The organism is Pseudonocardia lacus (genome assembly GCF_018531445.1).
GTDB lineage: Bacteria > Actinomycetota > Actinomycetes > Mycobacteriales > Pseudonocardiaceae > Pseudonocardia > Pseudonocardia lacus.
The window spans coordinates 1-19840 of record NZ_JAHDTH010000157.1; the positions used below are offsets into that span (position 1 = coordinate 1).

The following is a 19840-nucleotide window of genomic DNA, read 5'->3' on the forward strand; positions in this document are numbered from 1 at the left end:
CGCCGGCCGGCGCCCGGGCGACGGCGGCGTGAGCCGCCCCGCGGGCGAGCCGCCCGTACCGGGGCAGGCCACCACCGCCATGCAGGGCCGCGGCGCCGACGCGGTGTCGGCCACCACGATGCTGCCGGCCCAGAAGCTGCCGGTCGAGCCGACCGAGGACCGCTCGGCGGGGATCACCCGGTTCCTGTCCCCGGTCTTCGCGCTGGTCGCGGTCGCGCTGCTGCCGGTCGCCGCGGCCACCACCGACCTCTACGCCCTCGACGGGTGGGGCCTGGCCCGGGTACTGGGTCCGGCCGCGTGGGGTGCCATCCTGTGCGCCGTCGCGGCGTGCGTGTCCGAGCTGTGGGCGCGCCGGCCGCGGATCCCGATGCTGGCCACCGCCACCGGCGTGCTCATCCTGTGCACCAACGGGCTGCCCTCGGTCATCGAGCCCGCCGCCCGGTTCGGCACCGCGTGGACGACCGTCGGCTTCGTCGACGCGATCGCCGCCGAGAACGGGGTGTCCCCGGTCGGGCTGGACGCCCGGTTCTACTGGCCGGCGTTCTTCGCCCAGTGGGCGTGGTTCCGCGAGGCGGGCGGCGCCGACAACCTCGACACCGTGCTGCGGTGGTTCCCCCCGGTCGTGGTGACGATCACCGCGATCGGCATCTACGCGATGGGGCGCTCCATGCTGGGCGGCACCCGCGCGCCCTGGGTCGCGGCGTGGCTGTTCGTCGGGCTGAACTGGATCGAGCAGGACTACTTCTCCCCGCAGGCCCAGGCGGTCGTGCTGCTGCTGACGGTGCTGACCTTCGCGCTCGGCCCGCTGGCCACCCGCCGCATCGACGCCGCCGGCGTGCCCGGCTGGCCGGCGCCGCACCCCGGGGCGCCGCGACTACCGCTGACCCGCCGATGGCTGGTGGCGGCCATGACGCCGCCGAACCGGCCCGCGCTGCCGCCGCGCCAGCTGCTGTTCATCTACTTCTGCATGATCCTCTGCGTCATCGCGGTGGTCGTCGAGCACCAGCTCACCCCGATCGCCCTGATCGGCCAGCTGACGCTGCTGGCCGTGGTCGGGCGCTTCCGCGGGCGCGCCGTGCTGGTCGTCGGGATCATGGCCGTGGCGCTGTGGATCTTCGTCAACAACCGCGACTTCTGGACCGCCCAGCTGGGCATCCTGATCGGCAGCGGCGACACCGGGGCGGCGCTGCAGGCCGGCGTGGCCGACCGGCTCGCCGGCGACGCCGGGCAGGTCTTCGTCAAGCAGTTGCGCATCGTGCTCGCCGGCTTCACCTACCTCCTCGGCGCGGTCGGCATGCTCGTCTACTGGCGGCGCCGGCGCGACCTGGTGCCCTTCGGGCTGGCCGTGGTGCCCATGGCGCTGGCCGCCCAGGGCTACGGCAGCGAGGGCTTCCTGCGGATCGTGCTCTACGGGCTGCCCATCCTGGTCATCCTCGGCACCGACGCGCTGCGCTGGCTGGCCCGCCGATGGCGCCCCAGCGAGTTCCTGCTGGCCGCGGCCATGATCGTCATGTTCGGCACGCTCGTGCTGGTGCGCGGGGGCAACGAGTCCTACCAGGCCACCTTCCCCGAGGAGGTGGCGATGTACCGGCAGGTCGTCGCCGAGACCCCACCGGATCTGGAGATCGTGTCGTTCAACCAGGCCGGCCCCACCGGCCTGGAGGGGATCACGATCTACGGTCGCGGCGACAACATCGAGGGCTGCGGCCAGCTCGCCGACGACCCGCTGGTCTGCGCCGACAAGCAGGACGCCGACGTGCTGGTCAACTACACCTCGGGCGAGAAGTACGGCGTGTACCTGGAGAACCGCCCGCCGGGCTGGTCGCTCGAGATCGTCCAGCAGCTCGTGTCCTCCGGCCGCTACGTGCTGACCTACCAGGACGGCTACAACGTGGTGCTGAAGAAGGCCATCCCCGCCGACGACGGCGACGACCAGCAGGGTGGCGACCAGGGCGGTGGCGACCAGGGCGGCGACCAGGGTGCCGACCAGCAGGGCGGCCAGGGCGCCGGTGCCGGCCAGCCGGCCGGCGCCGGGGCCGGCGGGCAGCCCGCCGGCGGGCCGGCGGGGGGCTGAGCATGACCATCGACCCGTCGCTGGACAAGTGGGTGTGGATCGCCGCCGCGGCCTTCCTGGCCCTGCTCGGCGTCCGCGCCTACCTCGTGGAGACCGGCCGCCGCCAGCTGGGCGGCACGCCGACGAAGGTCAAGGCCCTGACCGTCGCCTCCGGCGTCGCGCTCTCGGCGCTCGTCGTGCTGTTCATGATGCAGGCCGGCACGCTGCTGGTGCAGTCGCTGATCACCGGGAGCGACCCGATCGCCCTGCTCGGCGGCACCGACAACCAGCTCCCCAACGGCCAGGGCGGCCAGGCCCCGCACGACGGTCAGGCCCCGGCGGCCGGTCAACCGGCCGCGCCGGCCCCCGGTGGAGCCGCCCCGGCGGCTCCGGGCGGAGGCTGATACCACACCCGAGCCGACCGGCCGACCGACACCGCTGTCACACCGACATCGCTGTCGCGTCGAGGCCGCACGAACTCACAACCCGCTCCCCGACGTGCGCCTCGCGGTGCGCGTTGCTCTAGGAGGTACCTCCCGTGTCGAACTCGACGTACGACTTCGTCATCGTCGGCGGCGGTGCCGCAGGGTGCGCGCTGGCCAACCGGCTCAGCGCGGACCCGGGCAACCAGGTCCTGCTGCTCGAGGCCGGAATGCCCGACTACCCGTGGGACGTGCTCACGCACATGCCCGCCGCGATGGGCATCGCCATCTCCACGGACTCGCACAACTGGAAGTACGTATCCGAGCCCGAACCCCACATGAAGAACCGCCAGATGCCGCACCCGCGCGGCAAGCTGCTGGGCGGCTCCGGCTCGATCAACGCCATGAACTTCATGCGCGGCCACCCCTCCAACTTCGAGAAGTGGGCCGAGCACACCGGAACCAAGGACTGGGACAACGCCCACGTCCTGCCCTACTTCAAGCGGGTGGAGACCTCGCTGTCCTTCGGTGACAGCGAGTTCCGCGGCAACCACGGCCCGCACGTGCTCACCCGCGCCGCGCTGGACAACCCGCTGTTCGACGTGTTCTTCAGCGCCGCCCAGCAGGGCGGCTACAAGCTGACCACCGACTTCAACGGCGCCCGCCAGGAGGGCTTCTCGGCCTTCGAGCGGTTCATCGTCAACGGCAAGCGCCGCTCGTCCTCGCAGGCCTACCTGCGCCCGGTGCAGGGCCGCAAGAACCTGACCGTGCGCACCCACGCCTACGCCACGAAGATCGTGTTCGCCGGCACGCGCGCGACCGGCGTCGTCTACCGCGGCAAGAACGGCACCGAGTACCACGTCTCCGGCGGCGAGATCGTGCTGTGCGGCGGCTCGTTCAACAGCCCGCAGCTGCTGCAGCTGTCCGGGGTGGGCAACGCCGACGAGCTCAAGGACGTCGGCATCACCCCGATCCACCACCTGCCCGGGGTCGGCGAGAACCTGGAGGACCACCTCGCGGTCCAGGTGCAGCACGCCAGCACCCAGCCGATCTCGATGATCGCCATGAAGAACAAGCTGAACTGGCCGGGCATGGGCCTGAAGTGGCTGGCCGGCAAGGGCGAGGCCACCAGCAACATGTTCGAGGCGGCCGGCTTCGTGCGCTCCAACGAGGACCGCGAGTGGCCCGACGTCATCCTGGTGTTCGCGGCCATGGCGATGGCCTTCGACCCGGACAAGCAGGTCGAGGGGCACGGCTACCAGCTGCACGTCGGCACGATGTCGGCCACCTCGCGCGGCTTCGTCAAGATCGCCTCGGCGGACCCGATGGTGCACCCGCGCATCCGGATGAACTACCTGTCCACCCAGCGCGACCGCGACGACTGGGTCAAGGCGCTGCGGCTGGGCCGCGAGCTGCTCGAGCAGCCCGCCTTCAAGGAGATCGACGGCGGCGAGGTCGTGCCCGGCCCGCACGTGCAGACCGACGAGGAGCTGCTGGACTGGGTGGCCAGCAAGGCCCAGACCGGCCTGCACCCCAGCGGCACCTGCCGGATGGGCCACGGCGAGAACGAGGTCGTCGACCCCGGCACCCTGCGGGTGCACGGCCTGGACGGGCTGCGCGTCGTGGACGCCTCGGTGTTCCCGACGACGACCAACGCCCAGATCTACGCGCCGGTGATGATGGTGGCCGAGAAGGGCGCCGACATCATCCTGGGCAACACGCCGCTGGCGCCGGAGTACCCGGAGTACGACACCACGACCGCGGTGCGCAGGCCCCGCCCGCGGCCGACCGCCCGCAGCGGCAACCCGGCCTAGCCCGGTACCGCCGCGCCGCGCCTCGCCCGGGGGAGGGCGGCGCGGCGGGGGTCGCAGCATCACGAGAGGGGGCACTATGGCGATCGCACGGAACGGACCCATCTGGGTGGGTCAGGTGGAGCGGCGCGACGAGTACGCCGACGTGACCGTGGACGAGCGCTTCGTCGCGGCGCGGCTGCTGGTCACCGCAGGCGGCACGCCGGTCGGGCTGGCCACCGTCGAGCTCACCGGGGGCGCGGCCACCGCCGACGAGGTCCGCGCGGCTGTCGAGGCGCAGGTGGGGCGCGACCGGGAGGTGCTGGTACCGCCGACCTCCGACGAGCCGATCACCGTGGTGATCGCCACCCGCAACCGCGCCGAGAGCGTGCGCCGCTGCGTGCGGGCCGTGCTGGCCGGTGACCACCCCGACGTGACCGTCATCGTGATCGACAACGATCCCGACGACGACAGCACCGAGCGCGTCGTCGCCGAGTTCGGCGAGGCCGGCACCGGCGGGCACGGCCGCGCCGAGGTGCGCTACGTCCGCGAGCGCCGCCGGGGCGCTTCGGTGGGCCGCAACCGCGGCCTGCAGGAGGCCCGCACCCGGATCGTCGCGTTCACCGACGACGACACCGAACCCGACGTGCACTGGGCCAGCCGGATCGCCGGCGCGTTCGCGTCGGACTCCGACCTGGCGTGCCTGTCCGGCCCGGTCGTCGCCGCCCGCCTCGACACCGAGCAGGAGCAGGCCTCGGAGTTCGGCCTGGTCTGGAACAAGGGCTTCCAGGGCAGGCGGTTCCGGCTGTCCGAGCCCCCGCCCGGTTCGGCGATCTTCCCGTTCTCCCCGGGGCTGTACGGCATCGGCGCCAACTTCGCGGTGCGCGCCGATGCCGCCCGGAAGGTCGGCGGCATGGACGAGGCGCTCGGCCCGGGTTCGCCCGCGCTGGGCGGCGAGGACGGCGAGTTCATGGTGCGCCTGGTGCTGGCCCGCCACGCCGTGGCCTACGTGCCCGGCGTGCTGGTCTGGCACCACCACCGCTCCTCGCCCGACGAGCTGCGCAAGCAGGTCCGCGGCTACGCGATGGGCCTGGGCGCGTTCCTGACCAAGATCGCGCTGGACCGGCGGGCGGGCTTCATGGCACTGCAACGCCTGCCGGCCGCGGTCAACCAGCTGCGCCACATCAACGAGCGCGAGTCCGACGCGGGCGTCGGCGAGTCGGCCGGTGCCGCGAGCACCAGCGCGGAGCGGTTGCGCTGGATGCTCAGCGGCGGCACGGCCTACGTCCGGGGCAGGCGGGCGGCCCGCCAGGCCGGCGGGCGCGTCCCGCCGCTGGTGCGGCGGGGAGCGCCATGACCGGACCGAAGACACCCGCAACAGCGACACCCGCGCTGACGACACCCGCATCGACGACACACAGCCTGCGCGTAGCCGCGCCGACCGACCCCTGCGAGGCCCAGCGATGAGCGGCGACCCGACCGTCCCGATCCGGAGCGAGCCGACCCGGAGCGAGCAGACCGGCACCCTCCCGGCCTACACCCAGGAGACCGGCACCCTGCCGGCCTACACCGAGCAGGGCGGTGAGGCGGCCGGGCACGGCGAGGTGACCGCGCCGATCCCGGCCAACGCCCCGGTGAACCGCCGCCGCACGGTCGTGCTGACCGCGATCGTGGTCGTGATCGCCCTGATCGGGGCCCTGGTCTACGTGCTGGTCCGACCGGGTGGCCCGTTCGGTGGCCCGGCGCCGCTGGAGGGCGAGGACACCAGCGCCGGCGAGCTGCTGAACTGGGGCGAGCCCGCCCACGTCGAGCTGTTCGACGGCCCGCTGGGCCCGCAGTGGCAGCTCTACGACGGCGAGGGCCACGTCGGCAACGGCATCCGCACCCCCGACGCGATCACCACCGAGGACGGGATCCTGCGGATCACCGGCGACTCCGAGGGCACCACCGGGGGCATGGCCTGGGACGTCGGCCAGATGTACGGCCGCTGGGAGGGCCGGGTGCGCGCGCCGGTCAGCGACGAGACCTACAACGCGCTGCTGCTGCTGTGGCCCGACGCCGAGGACTGGCCCGAGGGCGGCGAGTACGACTTCATGGAGATGACCGACCCCTCCCGGCAGCGCACGAAGATCTTCCTGCACTACACCGAGGACGATCTGAAGAAGGAGGGCGAGGTCGCGATCGACGGCACCGAGTGGCACAACTGGGCCTTCGAGTGGACGCCCGAGCGGCTCGTCGCCTACGTCGACGGCAAGGAGTGGTTCCGCGACGAGGACCGCGAGGTCCAGGCCCCGGGCCCGATGCACCTGGCCATCCAGCTGGACTGGTTCCCCGAGCAGGAGGACCCGTTCGACACCGAGGACGGCGTGCAGGAGTCGACCATGGAGGTCGACTGGGTCAAGCAGTACGCGTACCAGGAGTAGGCGGACAAGCGCCACGCTCCACGCCAGCGGACAGGTCCGGCCCGCCGCAGTGCATCCTGTCACTGTGGCGGGCCGCTCTCGCTGCGGAGAGTGACTGCACTACCGTCGATCCGGTTGGTCGCCTTGATCCTTATCAAGAAGGAGAGCCCTTTTGTCTGATTTGAGGCATCTCCCCCCGGTGACGCCGCCCCCACCCCCGCGGCGCACCCCGGGCCGCGCGATGATCCTCATCGCCGGGCTCCTCGCGCTGGCCCTGGCGTCCACGCTCGTCTTCGTGCTGGTCCGCCCCACGGGCGGCGACGGCGGCGGGGGAGGGGCCGACACCGCGGCCGCCCCGCCGAGCCCGGCGCCCGCCGAGCCCGAGCCGCTCGACGGCGACGAGACCAGCGCCGCCTCGCTGCTCGACTGGGGTGAGCCCGTCTACACCGAGACCTTCGACGGCGACCTCGGCGACGAGTGGCAGCTCTACGACGGCGTCGGCCACGGCGAGAACGGCATCCGCTCCCCGGAGGCCATCTCCGTCGAGGACGGCCTGCTCACCATCACCGGCGACGAGAAGGGCACCACCGGCGGCATGGCCCTGGACGTCGGCCAGATGTACGGCCGCTGGGAGGGCCGCGTGCAGGCCCCGCCCACCGACGAGACCTACAACGCGCTGCTTCTGCTGTGGCCCGACGCCGAGGACTGGCCCGAGGGCGGCGAGGTCGACTTCATGGAGATGACCGACCCCACCCGCCAGAAGACCAAGTTCTTCCTGCACTACAGCGAGGACGACCTCAAGATCGAGGGCGAGGTCCTGGCCGACGCGACCGAGTGGCACAACTGGGCCGTCGAGTGGACCCCGGAGCACATCGTCGCCTACCTCGACGGGCGCGAGTGGTTCCGCACCGAGCAGACCGACGCCCTGCCGCCGCGGCCGATGCACCTGACCATCCAGCTCGACTGGTTCCCCGAGCAGGGTGACGAGGACCCGACCAACGACGTCGAGAACTCCAAGATGCACGTCGACTGGGTGCGGCAGTACGAGTACACGCCGTAGGGCCCCGCGAGAGCCACACAGCGGCGGTCGGAACGCGACGAGGCCCCCGGACCGATGGTCCCGGGGGCCTCGTCGTCGTGGGGTCTCAGGCCGTGGTGCTGGCGCCGGTGGGCGTGCCCTGGGGGGCGGGCGCGGCGGCGCGGTTGGTCGGCGTGACGACCCGGTGCGCCCCGGTGGCCCCGGTGCGCGCCGTGGTCAGCTCGCCCAGGTCCGGGTCGAACCAGTGCGGGACCGGGGCGCGCATGCCCGGCTCGGTGCGCTCCGGGCTGTTGAAGTAGTCGACCTTCTCCCGGCCGGTCGGGCGCTTGATCGCCCGCCCGCCGAACCAGGCGCTGATCGCGGCCATCGTCTTGGCCGCCTCGAACTTGGTCGGGGCGACCGTGCGCTCCAGCGTCTTGTAGTACCAGTTGATCTGCTGGTCCACGGCCGAGTCGAGGCTGTAGTGGCGACGCACCAGGCCGAGGGCGAAGTCGCCGTTGCGCTTGCGCATCGGGGCGTCGTCGAGCAGCTGGCCCAGCTGGGCCACCAGGCGCTCCTCGCCGCTGCCCCCGCCGCCGATGCCGAAGAAGCCGTGCCAGCGGAACTCGCGCGCCGACTCCATGTCCAGGATCTTGAAGAAGCCCCGCTCGCCCTGCACGATGCAGGGCTTGCCGAAGGCCATCGAGCGCAGCAGCGACCCGCCCATGCCCACGATGACGTCGGCCGCGGCGTATGCGGGGCGGGGGTCGAGGATCTCCCCGGTCAGCAGCACGGCCTCGCGGCCGAGCGCGGCGTTGGTGCGGTCGGCGAGCGCGCGCAGGTCGGGCATCGCGGGGCCGTCGCCGACCAGGACCAGCCGCATCCGGTGGTGCGGGGCGAGCCGGCCGGTGGCCCGGATGGCGGTCTCCAGGCCCTCCTGCTTGAGCGCCCTGGCGAACCGGCTGACGATGACCACGGCCAGCTCGTCGGGGGCGATGCCCAGCCGGGAGCGGAACTCCGCGGCGCCGGGGAAGCCGGGGTACTGGTTGACGGTGTCGGTCGGGATCTCCAGCACGCCCACCGGGCCCTGCCGGCTGGGCAGGCGCTCGCGGACCTCCGAGGCGATCAGCGGGCTGCACACCTGCAGCGGCACCGACGGCGGCATGAAGTCCGGCACGGACATGCTGTTGATCGTCATCGTCATCGGCACGCAGTCGCGCAGGTGCGCGCCGGCGTAGGTGAGGATCGACGGGGTCAGCTCGTAGCTGTGCACGAGCTCGGGGCGCAGCTCGCGGGTCAGGTCGAGCAGCCGCTTGTAGCCGGGCAGGGCCTGGCCCACGGCCTGGCCGGGCCGGTCGTTCTCCAGCGGGACGAACGGCACGCCGTCGTCGACGAGCAGGTCGGCCAGCGGGCCCGGTGGACCGGCCACGGTGACGTCGTGGCCGCGCTTGTGCACCCCGATCGCCAGGTCGACCGCGCAGCGCTGGCTGCCGCCCACGCTCAGGTGGTGGATCACGACGAGCACCCGCAAGCGACGGCCGTTGTCGATCCTGCTGACCTGCCCCCGGTTTGAGGTCACGTCCTGGCCCTTCCTGCTCGAGACGGTTGTGCGGCGATGCGGACCGTAGCCTCCGGGTCCGGCTCGGAGCCATCCTCCGGGCCGCCCCCCTCCGGGGGAGCCGGCTTCTTCGGGGCCCGCAGCAGCGTGACACCGTGCGCCCGCATGAAGCGCGCCAGGGGGATCACCACGGCGATCGCGACGACGGCCTCGGCGATCAGGTAGCCCCAGCCCGCGCCGGCGATGCCCATCCTGGGCAGCAGCACCGCGGTCAGCCCGATGATCAGCACGGCCAGCAGCAGCTGCAGCGCCACGACCCGGCCCATCTGGTTGAGCACGCGCGAGGTGTTGATGTACATCGTCGAGATGATGTTGAACGGGATGGCGAGCAGCAGCAGCCGCATCGCGGTCGTGCCCTCGGTGGCGTAGGCCTCGCCCAGGAACGACAGCAGCCACGGCGTCATCAGGTAGAGCACCGGGACGCCCAGGCCGCCGACCAGGAAGCTGAGCCGCCAGGTGCGGCTCATCAGCGGTCCGATCTGGCGGGCGTCGTGCGAGGCCTCGACCATGTAGGAGGAGCTGATGTTCCAGATCAGCACGCCCAGCCCGGACTCGGCGATCAGCAGCGGCAGCGCGTAGTAGGCGTTGGCCTCCGCGCCGAGCTGGGTCAGGATCAGCAGCGGGACGACCAGCGGGATGACGAAGGTCACCGCGCCGGTGGCGTACTCGCCGACGAAGATCTTGCCCAGCTCCCGGCGGGCGGGCATCGGCGCGGCGCCCTCCGGCGCCGGTCCGCGCCGGGGCAGCACCCGCGCCAGCAGCAGCGGGTTGATGATCAGCACGGTGGCCGCGCAGGGGACCACCCAGGCCAGCACGATGGCGTTGTCGAAGGCCGCCGCGGCGAACCAGAACAGCAGGGCGAGCTTGGCCACCGCGAACAGCAGCTGCTCGAGCGGGATCCAGGTGGTGACCCGGATGCCGGTGAGCACCCAGTCCTGCAGCGCGAACAGGCAGAAGATGATCACGATCAGCGGGAACACGACCTGCTCGGCCGCCGAGGAGAACAGCTCCTCGCTGTCGAAGAACAGCAGGAACCCGCCGGTGAGCACGAGGCTGATCGCCACGGCCACGCCGTAGCCGGCCATCACGACCGAGCGGGAGCGCTCGCCCGCGCCGGGCAGCACCCGGCTGAACAGCAGCCCGATGTTGGAGCCGGCCAGCTGGCTGAGCATGGTCGCGGTGGTGATGACCGCCGAGGCGCGGCCGACGTCGGCGGCGGGCAGCCGGTTGGTGGCGATGGCCCAGAAGCCGAGCCCGACCACCGCCGTGATCGCGGTGGAGGCCATCAGCGCGATGGCGTTGATCTCCAGTCCGGGGCCGAACCTGCGGCGCTTCTCCGGCACCGCCTCGGCGGGCGTCTCGCCGGTGGGGTCCCGCTCGTCCATCAACAAAGTGTCTGCTCGCTCCCGTTTCGCGAACTATGTCCGGGTTCGCACCGTTTGCCCGAATCGCCGTCAGCCGTTGGGGCCACGGCCGCGGATGCTACTGAGCAGGGCGTCGAACCTTTCATGCCGCCCGCCCGGACCCGCGGTTCCGCGGGCAGACGTCGGCGTGTCAACAGGGAGGACGTCCGGACCCGGTGGAACGTTGCGCCGGGTTGCGAAGTCGTGATGGAGGTTACCGAGAGGAACGCCGTAATAACGCCGGAATGCGCGAATCACCCGAACCGGGCTGTGATCGTGACGGGCCGGTGAAGGGACGGGTCCCGCGCCGGTTATGGTCGGTCGGCCGGTGGGATGTTTCCGTCTCGTGAGCAGCGACGCTCATTGAGCGACACCCCTGAGTGACGCTGAGGAGTGACGCTGTAGTGAGTCCAGAACGTCCGCGCGTGGGGCTGGCGGTGGTCGGTGCCGGCTACTGGGGTCCGAACCTCGCCCGCAACGCCCAGAAGACGCCGGCGATGCGGCTGGAGTACCTCTGCGACCTCGACGTCGACCGCGCCCGCTCGGTGATGGGCGACTACTCGACCGTCCGCGTGGTCGGCTCCTTCGAGGACGTGCTCGCCGACCCCGCGGTCGACGCCGTCGCGATCGCCACCCCCGCCGCGACCCACTACCAGGTGGCCATGGCCGCGCTGGAGGCCGGCAAGCACGTGCTGGTGGAGAAGCCGCTGGCGCCCTCGTTCGCCGAGGGCCGCGAGCTGGTCGAGGCCGCCGACCGCTACGGCCGCGTGCTGATGCTCGACCACACCTACTGCTACACCCAGGCGGTCGGCTACCTGCGCGACCTGATCCGCGACGGGGAGCTGGGCGACCTGCAGTACCTCGACTCGGTCCGGATCAACCTGGGCCTGGTGCAGCGCGACGTCGACGTGCTGTGGGACCTCGCCCCGCACGACCTGTCGATCTTCCAGTCGATCCTGCCCGAGGGCGTGCAGCCGGTGTCGGTGGCCGCGCACGGCGCCGACCCGGTCCGCGCCGGGCGCGCCTGCATCGTCTACCTGACGGTGCGGCTGTCCAACGGCGTGATCGCCCACGTGCACGTCAACTGGCTGTCCCCGACCAAGATCCGCAAGATGGTCATCGGCGGGTCCGCGCGCACCGTCGTCTGGGACGACCTGGAGCCGCTGCAGCGCCTGTCGATCTACGACCGGGGCGTGGAGTGCACCCCCGCCGAGGAGCTCGACACCGCCGGGCGCGCCGCGACGATGGTGTCCTACCGCACCGGCGACATGGTCGCCCCCGCCATCCAGGACAAGGAGGCGCTCGGGGCGGTCATGGCCGAGTTCGCCGACTCCATCCTGCACAGCCGCCAGCCGCTCACCGACGGCCGCTCCGGCCTGCAGGTGCTGGCGATGCTGGAGGCGGCGTCGGCCAGCCTGGCCGGCGGTGGCGAGTTCGTGCCGGTGCGCGAGGTCCCGGCGGCGGAGTCCGCCGCGGTGCTGCCGCGGATCGAGGTCCCCGCGTGACGGCCGCCCCACCGGTCCCGGCCGCCCGCGGCGGCCGCACGAGCATCCCGGTCATGGTGCCGATGCTCGGCCCGGAGGAGGCCGAGGCCGTCGCCGAGACCGTCCGCTCCGGCTGGGTCGCCGACGGCCCCCGCGTCGTCGCCTTCGAGAAGGCGTTCGCCGCCGAGGTCGGCGCGGCGCACGCGGTGGCGGTGTCGAACTGCACCACCGCCCTGCACCTGGGCCTGTACCTGCTGGGCGTCGGGCCCGGCGACGAGGTCGTGGTGCCGTCGCTGTCGTTCATCGCCAGCGCGAACGCCATCCGGCACACCGGGGCCAGCCCGGTCTTCGCCGATGTCGACCCCGTCGACGGCAACCTCGACCCGGCCCGGGTCGCCGAGGCGATCACGCCCCGGACCAAGGCGATCATGCTGGTGCACCAGGGCGGCCAGCCGGCCGACGTCGAGGCCGTGCGCGCCGTGGCCGGTGGCATCCCCGTGCTCGAGGACGCGGCCTGCGCCGCCGGCTCCCGCCTGCGCGGGCGCCCGGTCGGGGCCGGCGCCCTGCTGGCCGCCTGGTCGTTCCACCCGCGCAAGGTGCTCACCACCGGCGAGGGCGGCATGATCACCACCGACGACGCCGACTGGGCCGCCCGGCTGCGCCGGCTGCGCAGCCACGGGATGAGCGTCTCGGCCGCCGACCGGCACGCCGCCGAGAACGGCACGGCGAAGATCGTGCTCGAGGAGTACGACGAGACCGGCTTCAACTACCGGATGACCGACGTCCAGGCCGCGATGGGCCTGGTCCAGGTCGGCCGGCTGGCCGGGATCGTGCGCGGGCGCCGCGAGCTGGCCGCCCGCTACCACGAACTGCTCGCCCCGCTCGGGCTGCGCGCGGTGCGCGACCCCGAGCACGGCGAGTCGAACTTCCAGTCGTTCTGGGTCGAGCTGCCCGACTCCGCACCGCCGCTGATCGAGGTGCTGACCGACCTGGCCGGGGCGGGGGTCTCCGCGCGGCGCGGCATCATGGCCTCGCACCTGGAGCGCGCCTACGCCGGGCACCCCCACCCCCCGCTTCCCCACACCGAGCGGCTGACCAGCCGTTCGATCATCCTTCCGCTGCACCACGAGCTCACCGACGACGACCAGCGCACGGTCGTCGACGCGCTCGCCAAGGCGCTGCGGCTCGACACCGGGACCTGAATCCGTGACTTCCATCCCCCTGGTCGACCTCGCCTGGCAGCACGCCCAGGTCGGCGACGAGGTCGCCGCAGGCTGGGCCGAGGTGCTGGCCAAGACCGCGTTCGTCGGCGGGCCCGCGGTGGCCCGCTTCGAGGCCGAGTACGCCGAGTACACCGGCGCCGGGCACTGCATCGGCGTGGCCAACGGCACCGACGCCATCGAGCTCGCCCTGCGCGCGCTGGGCGTCGGGCCCGGCGACGAGTGCGTCCTGCCGGCCAACACCTTCATCGCCACCGCCGAGGCCGTCGCCCGCACCGGGGCCACGCCGGTCCTGGTCGACTGCCGCCCCGACGACGCGCTGATCGACCTCGACCTGGTCGACGCGGCGATCACCCCGCGGACGAAGGCCGTGCTCCCCGTGCACCTCTACGGGCAGATGGCCGACCTGGCCGCGCTGGCCGAACGGCTGCCGGAGGGGGTCGCCCTGGTCGAGGACGCCGCGCAGTCGCAGGGCGCGCGGCGCGACGGGGTCGGCTCCGGCGCCGCCGGGGCCATCGCCGCCACCAGCTTCTACCCGGGCAAGAACCTGGGCGCCTACGGCGACGCCGGCGCCGTCACCACCTCCGACGGCGAACTGGCCGCGGCCGTTCGGCTGCTGGGCGCGCACGGCTCGTCGCGCAAGTACGTGCACGACACGCTCGGCTTCAACAGCCGCCTCGACGCGCTGCAGGCCGTCGTGCTGTCGGTGAAGCTGCGCCGCCTCGACGACTGGAACGAGCAGCGTCGGGCCGCGGCCAAGCGCTACGAGGCCCTGCTGTCCGGGCTGGAGCAGGTCGGCCTGCCGGTGGTGGCCGACGGCAGCGAGCCGGTCTGGCACCTCTACGTCGTGCAGGTCGACCGGCGCGACGAGGTCCTCGCCGAGCTCAACGCCGGCGGCATCGGCGCGGGCATCCACTACCCGACCCCGGTCCACCTGACCGGCGCCTTCGCCGGGCTCGGCAAGGGCGAGGGCACCTTCCCGGTGGCCGAGGCCATGGGCGGGCGCATCCTGTCGCTGCCGCTGTTCCCGGGCATCACCGCCGAGCAGCAGGAGCGGGTGGCCGAGGCGCTGACCGCGGCCGTGGCCCGATGACCGCGTCCACCCCGTCGACCCCGGTCCCGCCGCCCGGGGTGCGGGTGCACCCCAAGGGCCTGTGCGAGAGCGAGACCGTGGGCGAGGGCACCCGGGTGTGGGCGTTCGCCCACGTCATGCCCGGGGCCCGGGTCGGGCGCGACTGCAACATCTGCGACTGCGCCTACGTCGAGGACGGCGCCGTGCTGGGCGACCGGGTCACCGTCAAGAACGCCACCCTCGTGTTCAGCGGCGTGACCTGCGAGGACGAGGTCTTCCTCGGCCCCAACGTGCTGTTCACCAACGACCTGCGCCCGCGCGCGGCGATCCGCCGCCCCGCCGAGGACCTGCTGGCCACCACCGTGCGCCGCGGGGCGACCCTCGGCGCCGGGGCGGTCGTGGTGTGCGGCACCGAGATCGGCGAGAGCGCCTTCGTCGCCGCCGGCGCCGTCGTCACCCGCGACGTGCCCGCGCACGCGCTCATGGTCGGCAACCCGGCCCGGCAGAAGGGCTGGGTGTGCCGCTGCGGGGAGCGCCTCGACGACACCGGCGACGGCTCGTTCCGCTGCCCCGACTGCGCCGGGCGCTACGCCCTGGCCGAGACCGGCCTGACCCCCGCCCCCGCCGGCGCTGAGAGGGCCACCGAGAGGGCCACCGAGAGGACCACCACATGAGCACCACCGGCATCCCCCTCGTCGTCGGCGGCGCGGGCTTCATCGGCTCCGCGCTCGTGCGCCACCTGGCCGCCGAGGGCCCCGTGCGGGTGCTCGACGACCTGTCCACCGGCCACGCCCGCAACATCGACGGCGTCGACGGGGTCGAGTTCGTGCGGGGCTCGCTGCTCGACGACGGGGTCGCGCGCGCCGCCATGCGGGGCGCCTCGACGGTGTTCCACCTGGCGACCCTGGGGGTGCGGCACTCGATCCACGACCCGGTGGCCAACCACGAGGTCAACGCCACCGGCACGCTGCGGCTGCTGGAGATCGCCAGGGAGTTCGGCACCGGGCGGTTCGTCTACGTCAGCACCAGCGAGGTCTACGGCACCGCCGAGACCGTGCCGATGGACGAGGACCACCCGACCCGCCCGCACACCGTCTACGGCGGGGCCAAGCTGGCCGGCGAGGCCTACACCCGGGCCTACCACACCACCTACGGCCTGCCGACCGTGGTGATCCGCCCGTTCAACGCCTACGGGCCGCGTTCGCACCACGAGGGCGACAGCGGCGAGGTCATCCCCAAGTTCATCGTGCGGGCCAAGAACGGGCTGGCCCCGCTGGTCTTCGGCGACGGCGCCCAGACCCGCGACTTCACCTACGTCGACGACAGCGCCCGCGGCATCGCCGCGGCCGGGACCGCCCCCGGGGCCGTGGGCCGCACGATCAACGTCGGCAACGGTCGCGAGATCACGGTCAGCGAGCTGGCCGAGATCGTCACCGCCGCCGCGGGCCGTCCGGACCTGCGCCCGGAGCACCACCCGGACCGCCCCGGCGACGTGCGCCGGCTCTACAGCAACTCGGCGCTGGCCGCCGACGTGCTGGGCTGGAAGCCGGAGGTGTCGCTGCGCGAGGGCATCGACCGGCTGCTGGAGTGGCACGAGTCTCAGGGGACCGACTGGGCCGCTGCCCTGGCCGAGGACGTGTCCTACAACTGGAAGCCGCGTGGCTCGGCGGTGACCACGAGCTGAACGCCCGGCATGGTCCGGACCGGCTCACCGGTCCGGACCAGGGCCGACACGATCGGGTGACCGATCGGCGGCGACGGCCCGGCCTCCGCTACGGGCCGTCGAAGGCTCTCATCCCCCGTCGATACACTGCGCCGCGTGCTGACCCGAGCCAGGCCCTGCGACCCGGGCGCCCCGACGACCCGTGCCCCCCGAACCTGGCAGCGGGTGTCCGCCCGGTGAGTCGACCCGGCACCCCGGGACGGTCCCCGGCCACGCCCGCCTCGCAACGGGACGGCGACGGCCTCGACGACGAGAGCGATCTGCTGACCCAGCGCCTGCCCCTGGTGCTCGCGACCGAGCCGACCGTCGCCCCGAAGCCGACCGCGCCGTCGGCTCCCCCGGAACCGGACAGCGCCACCGCGCCGGACGCGTCGGGCAAGGCGGCGCTGTCCGACGGGCTCGCGCTGTCCATCAGCGGCGCCGTCGGCTCGGTGGCCGGGCTGGTGTCCTGGCTGATCGCCGCGCGGATGATGCCGCAGGAATCGGTGGGCTACGCCACGGCGTTCGTCTCGGCGTTCCTGCTCGTGGCCGGCACCGCGCAGCTCAACCTCGACGCCGGCAACATGATCTGGCTGCCGAAGTCGGGGCGGCGGGCGACGACGCTGTTCTGGCGCAGCCACGCGGTGATCGTGCCGGCGTGCGTGCTGGTCGGGCTGGTCTACGTGTGGTTCGTGCCGTCGCTGGCCGAGACCGGGTCCGGGCCGCACTGGCCGGTGTGGATCGGCGTGGCGCTGTTCGTGCTGGCCGCGGCGGGGTGGGGGCTGTGGGGCCTGCACGACTACACCCTCGTCGTGGTGGGCAAGCCGTGGTGGGCGCCGGGGCGCAGCATCGCGTTCGCGGTGGTGCGCATCGGGTTGCTGCTGGCGCTGGGCGTCAGCCTGGGCCCGCTGGGCGTGGTGCTGTCCTGGGTGATCCCGATCGCCATCTGGGCGGTGGGCAGCGCCGTGGTCGCCGGCTACCTCACCCGCAGGTTCTCCCGGATCACCGACGAGGGGTGGCTGCCGGCGCGTTCGGAGGTCGTCGGGTTCCTGGCCCCGACCACGATCGCGCACTGGGGCACGGTCCTGTTGTTCAACCAGGTCACGGTGATCGTGATCCAGCGGTTCGGGCCGGGCGCGGGCGCGGCGTTCTTCATGGCCTGGCAGGCCGTCATGGTGATCGACATCGCTGCGCAGCGGTTCATGCAGTCGCTGTCGGCGCAGCTCGCGCGCGATCCGGGCAACGCCCGGGAGCACATCGCGGCGTCCCGCAAGCGGCTGTTCGTGATCTTCCTGCCGATGGTGGTGGTCGGCATCCTGCTCGCCGACCTCGGGCTGCAGATCTTCGGCCCGGGCTACGCCGAGGCCGGCGACGTGCTGCGGCTGCTGCTGATCGGGATGGTCCCGCGGCTGCTGATCTCCCACGAGCTGGGCGTGCTGCAGGCGCTCAACGAGGGCATGGCCTTCGCCCGCCTGCAGCTGGCCAGCACGCTGCTGGTGATCGCGGTCGTGGTGTTCGTGCCGATCACCGCGGCCGACCAGCAGGCGGGCTTCCAGGTCACCGAGCTGTGGCCGCTGGCCATCGGCTACACCGCCGCCCAGCTGGCCTGCGCGGCGGTCGTGCTGGTGATGGCCCGGCGCCGGCACCTCGACGGGATCGGCACCGCGTCCCGGACGGCGCCGGAGCAGCCCGGCGTGGGATGAGACCGGCCGCACACCGCGCGGAGTGGCGCGCCGCGGCGACGACTGCCGCATGATGTCGGGGTGCCGCCAACGCTGGAGCTGATGCCGCCGCCGACCGACCTGCCGGCTCGGGCCGCGGAGCTGCGCGCCCGGGTGCGCGCGTTCCTCGCCGAGGAACGCGCGGCGGGCGCCTGGGTGCCCCGCTCGGACGTGTGGCTCTCGGGCTGGGACGAGCGGTTCACCCGCGAGCTGGGCCGGCGCGGCTGGCTGGGCATGACCCTGCCGCCGGAGTACGGCGGCGCCGGGGCGTCCCCGCTGGACCGCTACGTGGTCACCGAGGAGCTGCTCGCCGCGGGGGCGCCGGTCGCCGCGCACTGGGTCGCCGACCGCCAGATCGGGCCGACGCTGCTGCGCTTCGGCACCGAGGCCCAGCGCCGCAAGTTCCTGCCCGGGATCGCGGCGGGGGAGGTCTACTTCGGGATCGGGATGAGCGAGCCCGACGCCGGCTCCGACCTCGCCGCCGTGCGCACCAGGGCGGAGCGGGTCGAGGGCGGCTGGCGGCTCACCGGCACCAAGGTCTGGACCTCCGGCGCGCACCGCGCGCACGCGTTCTTCGCGCTGGCGCGCTCCGCGCCCCGCGACGACGCCAACCGCCACGCCGGGCTCTCGCAGTTCATCGTCGAGCTCGACTCGCCGGGCGTGCAGATCCGCCCGATCCCGCTGCTGACCGGTGCCCACCACTTCAACGAGGTGGTCTTCGACGGGGTCTTCGTGCCCGACGACATGGTGCTGGGCGAGATCGGCGCGGGCTGGCGGCAGGTCACCAGCGAGCTGGCGTTCGAGCGCAGCGGCCCCGAGCGGTTCCTGTCGACCTTCCCGCTGCTGGCGGCGCTGGTCGGCGAGCTGGTCCGCACGGGCGCCACCGGCGTCGAGCGCGAGGTCGGCTCGCTGGTCTCGCGGCTGTGGGCGCTGCGGCGGATGTCGCTGGCCATCGCCGGGTCGCTGGCCTCGGGGCACGCCCCGGAGCTGGCCGCGGCGATCGTCAAGGACCTGGGCACCCGCTTCGAGAACGAGATCATCGACGCGGCCCGGCTGCTGGTGTCGATCCCGCCCGACCCGGGCGCGGAGGGCGGCTACCCGCGGCTGCTGGCCGACGCCGTGCTGCACGCCCCGGGGTTCACCCTGCGCGGCGGGACCAACGAGGTGCTGCGCGGCATCGTCGCGCGGGGACTGGGGCTGCGATGACCGAGAGCACCGACACCGACACCGCCACCGGCGAGCTCGCCGAGCTGGCCGAGTCGATCTTCTCCGGGGCCACCGGCACCGGCCCGGGGTTCGACGCCGCGCTGTGGAAGACGCTGGAGGACAGCGGCCTGGCCCGGCTCACCCTGCCCGAGCGGGCCGGCGGCAGCGGGGCGACGTTCACCGACGCCGCCGCGGTGCTGACCGCGGCCGGCGCGCACGCCGCGCGGGTGCCCCTGGTCGAGACCGACCTGCTGGCCGGGTGGCTGCTGCACGAGGCCGGGATCGCGCTGCCCGCCGGCCCGTTGACCGCGGTCGCGGCCGACCTCGACGTCGACGGCGACACCGTGCGCGGCGAGCTGCACCGCGTGCCCTGGTCGCGCGCGGCCGCCGGGATCGCCGTGCTGACCCCGACCCGGGTCGTGCTGCTCGACCCCGAGCGGGTGACGATCACCGACGGCGCCAACCTGGCCGAGGAGCCGCGCGACACCGTGCGGGTGGACACGACGGCCACCACCGCCGAGGTCCCGCAGGGGGCCGGCGAGCAGTTCCGGGTGCGCGCCGCGCTGGGTCGCGCGCTGCTGCTGGCCGGCGCCGCCCGCGGGGCCCTCGCCGCGGCGGTCACCTACGCGGGTCAGCGGATCCAGTTCGGCCGCCCGATCGGCAAGCTGCAGGCCGTGCAGCAGCAGCTGGCGCTGGCCGCCGCGGAGGTCGCCGCCGCGTCGGCCGCGG

The 19840-nt window shown here is 73.4% G+C and carries 16 protein-coding genes; 14 read left to right on the top strand and 2 right to left on the bottom strand.

Annotated features, from left to right (window positions below; translation table 11 throughout):
- The 6 genes from KIK08_RS27430 to KIK08_RS27455 form a co-directional block, all read left to right on the top strand.
- Nucleotides 1-2074, top strand: a 2074-nt coding sequence (locus KIK08_RS27430; RefSeq protein WP_214406157.1) for a hypothetical protein, incomplete at its 5' end; no start/stop codon positions are given.
- A gap of 2 nt (nt 2075-2076) precedes the next feature.
- The gene (locus KIK08_RS27435; protein WP_214406158.1) at nt 2077-2457 is read left to right on the top strand and encodes a hypothetical protein; all 381 of its coding nucleotides are present in this window, start codon (nt 2077-2079) and stop codon (nt 2455-2457) included.
- Between the two features lie 134 nt (nt 2458-2591).
- A complete protein-coding gene (locus KIK08_RS27440) occupies nt 2592-4289 on the top strand; it encodes a choline dehydrogenase (RefSeq protein ID WP_214406159.1) in 1698 nt (565 codons plus the stop codon).
- A gap of 76 nt (nt 4290-4365) precedes the next feature.
- A complete protein-coding gene (locus KIK08_RS27445) occupies nt 4366-5622 on the top strand; it encodes a glycosyltransferase family 2 protein (RefSeq protein WP_214406160.1) in 1257 nt (418 codons plus the stop codon).
- 106 nt (nt 5623-5728) lie between these two features.
- Entirely contained in the window at nt 5729-6688 is a 960-nt protein-coding gene (locus KIK08_RS27450) for a glycoside hydrolase family 16 protein (protein WP_214406161.1), read from the top strand.
- A gap of 178 nt (nt 6689-6866) precedes the next feature.
- Nucleotides 6867-7727, top strand: coding sequence for a glycoside hydrolase family 16 protein (locus KIK08_RS27455; RefSeq protein WP_214406162.1), 861 nt, complete (start codon nt 6867-6869; stop codon nt 7725-7727).
- An 85-nt stretch (nt 7728-7812) separates the two neighbouring features.
- Here KIK08_RS27455 and KIK08_RS27460 read toward each other — a convergent pair whose 3' ends face one another.
- Both KIK08_RS27460 and KIK08_RS27465 read right to left on the bottom strand, forming a co-directional pair.
- Nucleotides 7813-9264 carry a glycosyltransferase gene (locus KIK08_RS27460; protein WP_214406163.1) on the bottom strand — a complete coding sequence of 484 codons (1452 nt, stop codon included), beginning with the start codon at nt 9262-9264 and terminating at the stop codon, nt 7813-7815.
- Nucleotides 9261-10688 (bottom strand): lipopolysaccharide biosynthesis protein, encoded by a 1428-nt coding sequence (locus tag KIK08_RS27465; protein ID WP_214406164.1) that lies wholly within the window; start codon nt 10686-10688, stop codon nt 9261-9263. The genes KIK08_RS27460 and KIK08_RS27465 overlap by 4 nt, the downstream gene beginning before the upstream one ends.
- Nucleotides 10689-11131: 443 nt before the next feature.
- Here KIK08_RS27465 and KIK08_RS27470 point away from each other — a divergent pair, with 443 nt between their 5' ends.
- The 8 genes from KIK08_RS27470 to KIK08_RS27505 form a co-directional block, all read left to right on the top strand.
- A complete protein-coding gene (locus tag KIK08_RS27470; RefSeq protein ID WP_308257930.1) occupies nt 11132-12211 on the top strand; it encodes a Gfo/Idh/MocA family protein in 1080 nt (359 codons plus the stop codon).
- A complete protein-coding gene (locus KIK08_RS27475) occupies nt 12208-13392 on the top strand; it encodes a DegT/DnrJ/EryC1/StrS family aminotransferase (RefSeq protein ID WP_308257931.1) in 1185 nt (394 codons plus the stop codon). Before KIK08_RS27470 ends, KIK08_RS27475 begins: the two co-directional genes overlap by 4 nt.
- 4 nt (nt 13393-13396) lie before the next feature.
- Entirely contained in the window at nt 13397-14503 is a 1107-nt protein-coding gene (locus KIK08_RS27480; RefSeq protein WP_214406166.1) for a DegT/DnrJ/EryC1/StrS family aminotransferase, read from the top strand.
- On the top strand, nt 14500-15156 hold the full coding sequence (locus KIK08_RS27485) for an acyltransferase (protein WP_214406167.1): 657 nt from the start codon (nt 14500-14502) through the stop codon (nt 15154-15156). Before KIK08_RS27480 ends, KIK08_RS27485 begins: the two co-directional genes overlap by 4 nt.
- On the top strand, nt 15153-16166 hold the full coding sequence (locus KIK08_RS27490) for a GDP-mannose 4,6-dehydratase (RefSeq protein WP_214406168.1): 1014 nt from the start codon (nt 15153-15155) through the stop codon (nt 16164-16166). Before KIK08_RS27485 ends, KIK08_RS27490 begins: the two co-directional genes overlap by 4 nt.
- Before the next feature lie 215 nt (nt 16167-16381).
- Nucleotides 16382-17887 carry a lipopolysaccharide biosynthesis protein gene (locus tag KIK08_RS27495; protein ID WP_214406169.1) on the top strand — a complete coding sequence of 502 codons (1506 nt, stop codon included), beginning with the start codon at nt 16382-16384 and terminating at the stop codon, nt 17885-17887.
- A 60-nt stretch (nt 17888-17947) separates the two neighbouring features.
- Nucleotides 17948-19111 (top strand): acyl-CoA dehydrogenase family protein, encoded by a 1164-nt coding sequence (locus KIK08_RS27500; RefSeq protein WP_308257932.1) that lies wholly within the window; start codon nt 17948-17950, stop codon nt 19109-19111.
- A partial coding sequence (locus tag KIK08_RS27505) for an acyl-CoA dehydrogenase family protein (protein WP_214406170.1) occupies nt 19108-19840 on the top strand: 733 nt, incomplete at its 3' end. The genes KIK08_RS27500 and KIK08_RS27505, both read left to right, overlap by 4 nt.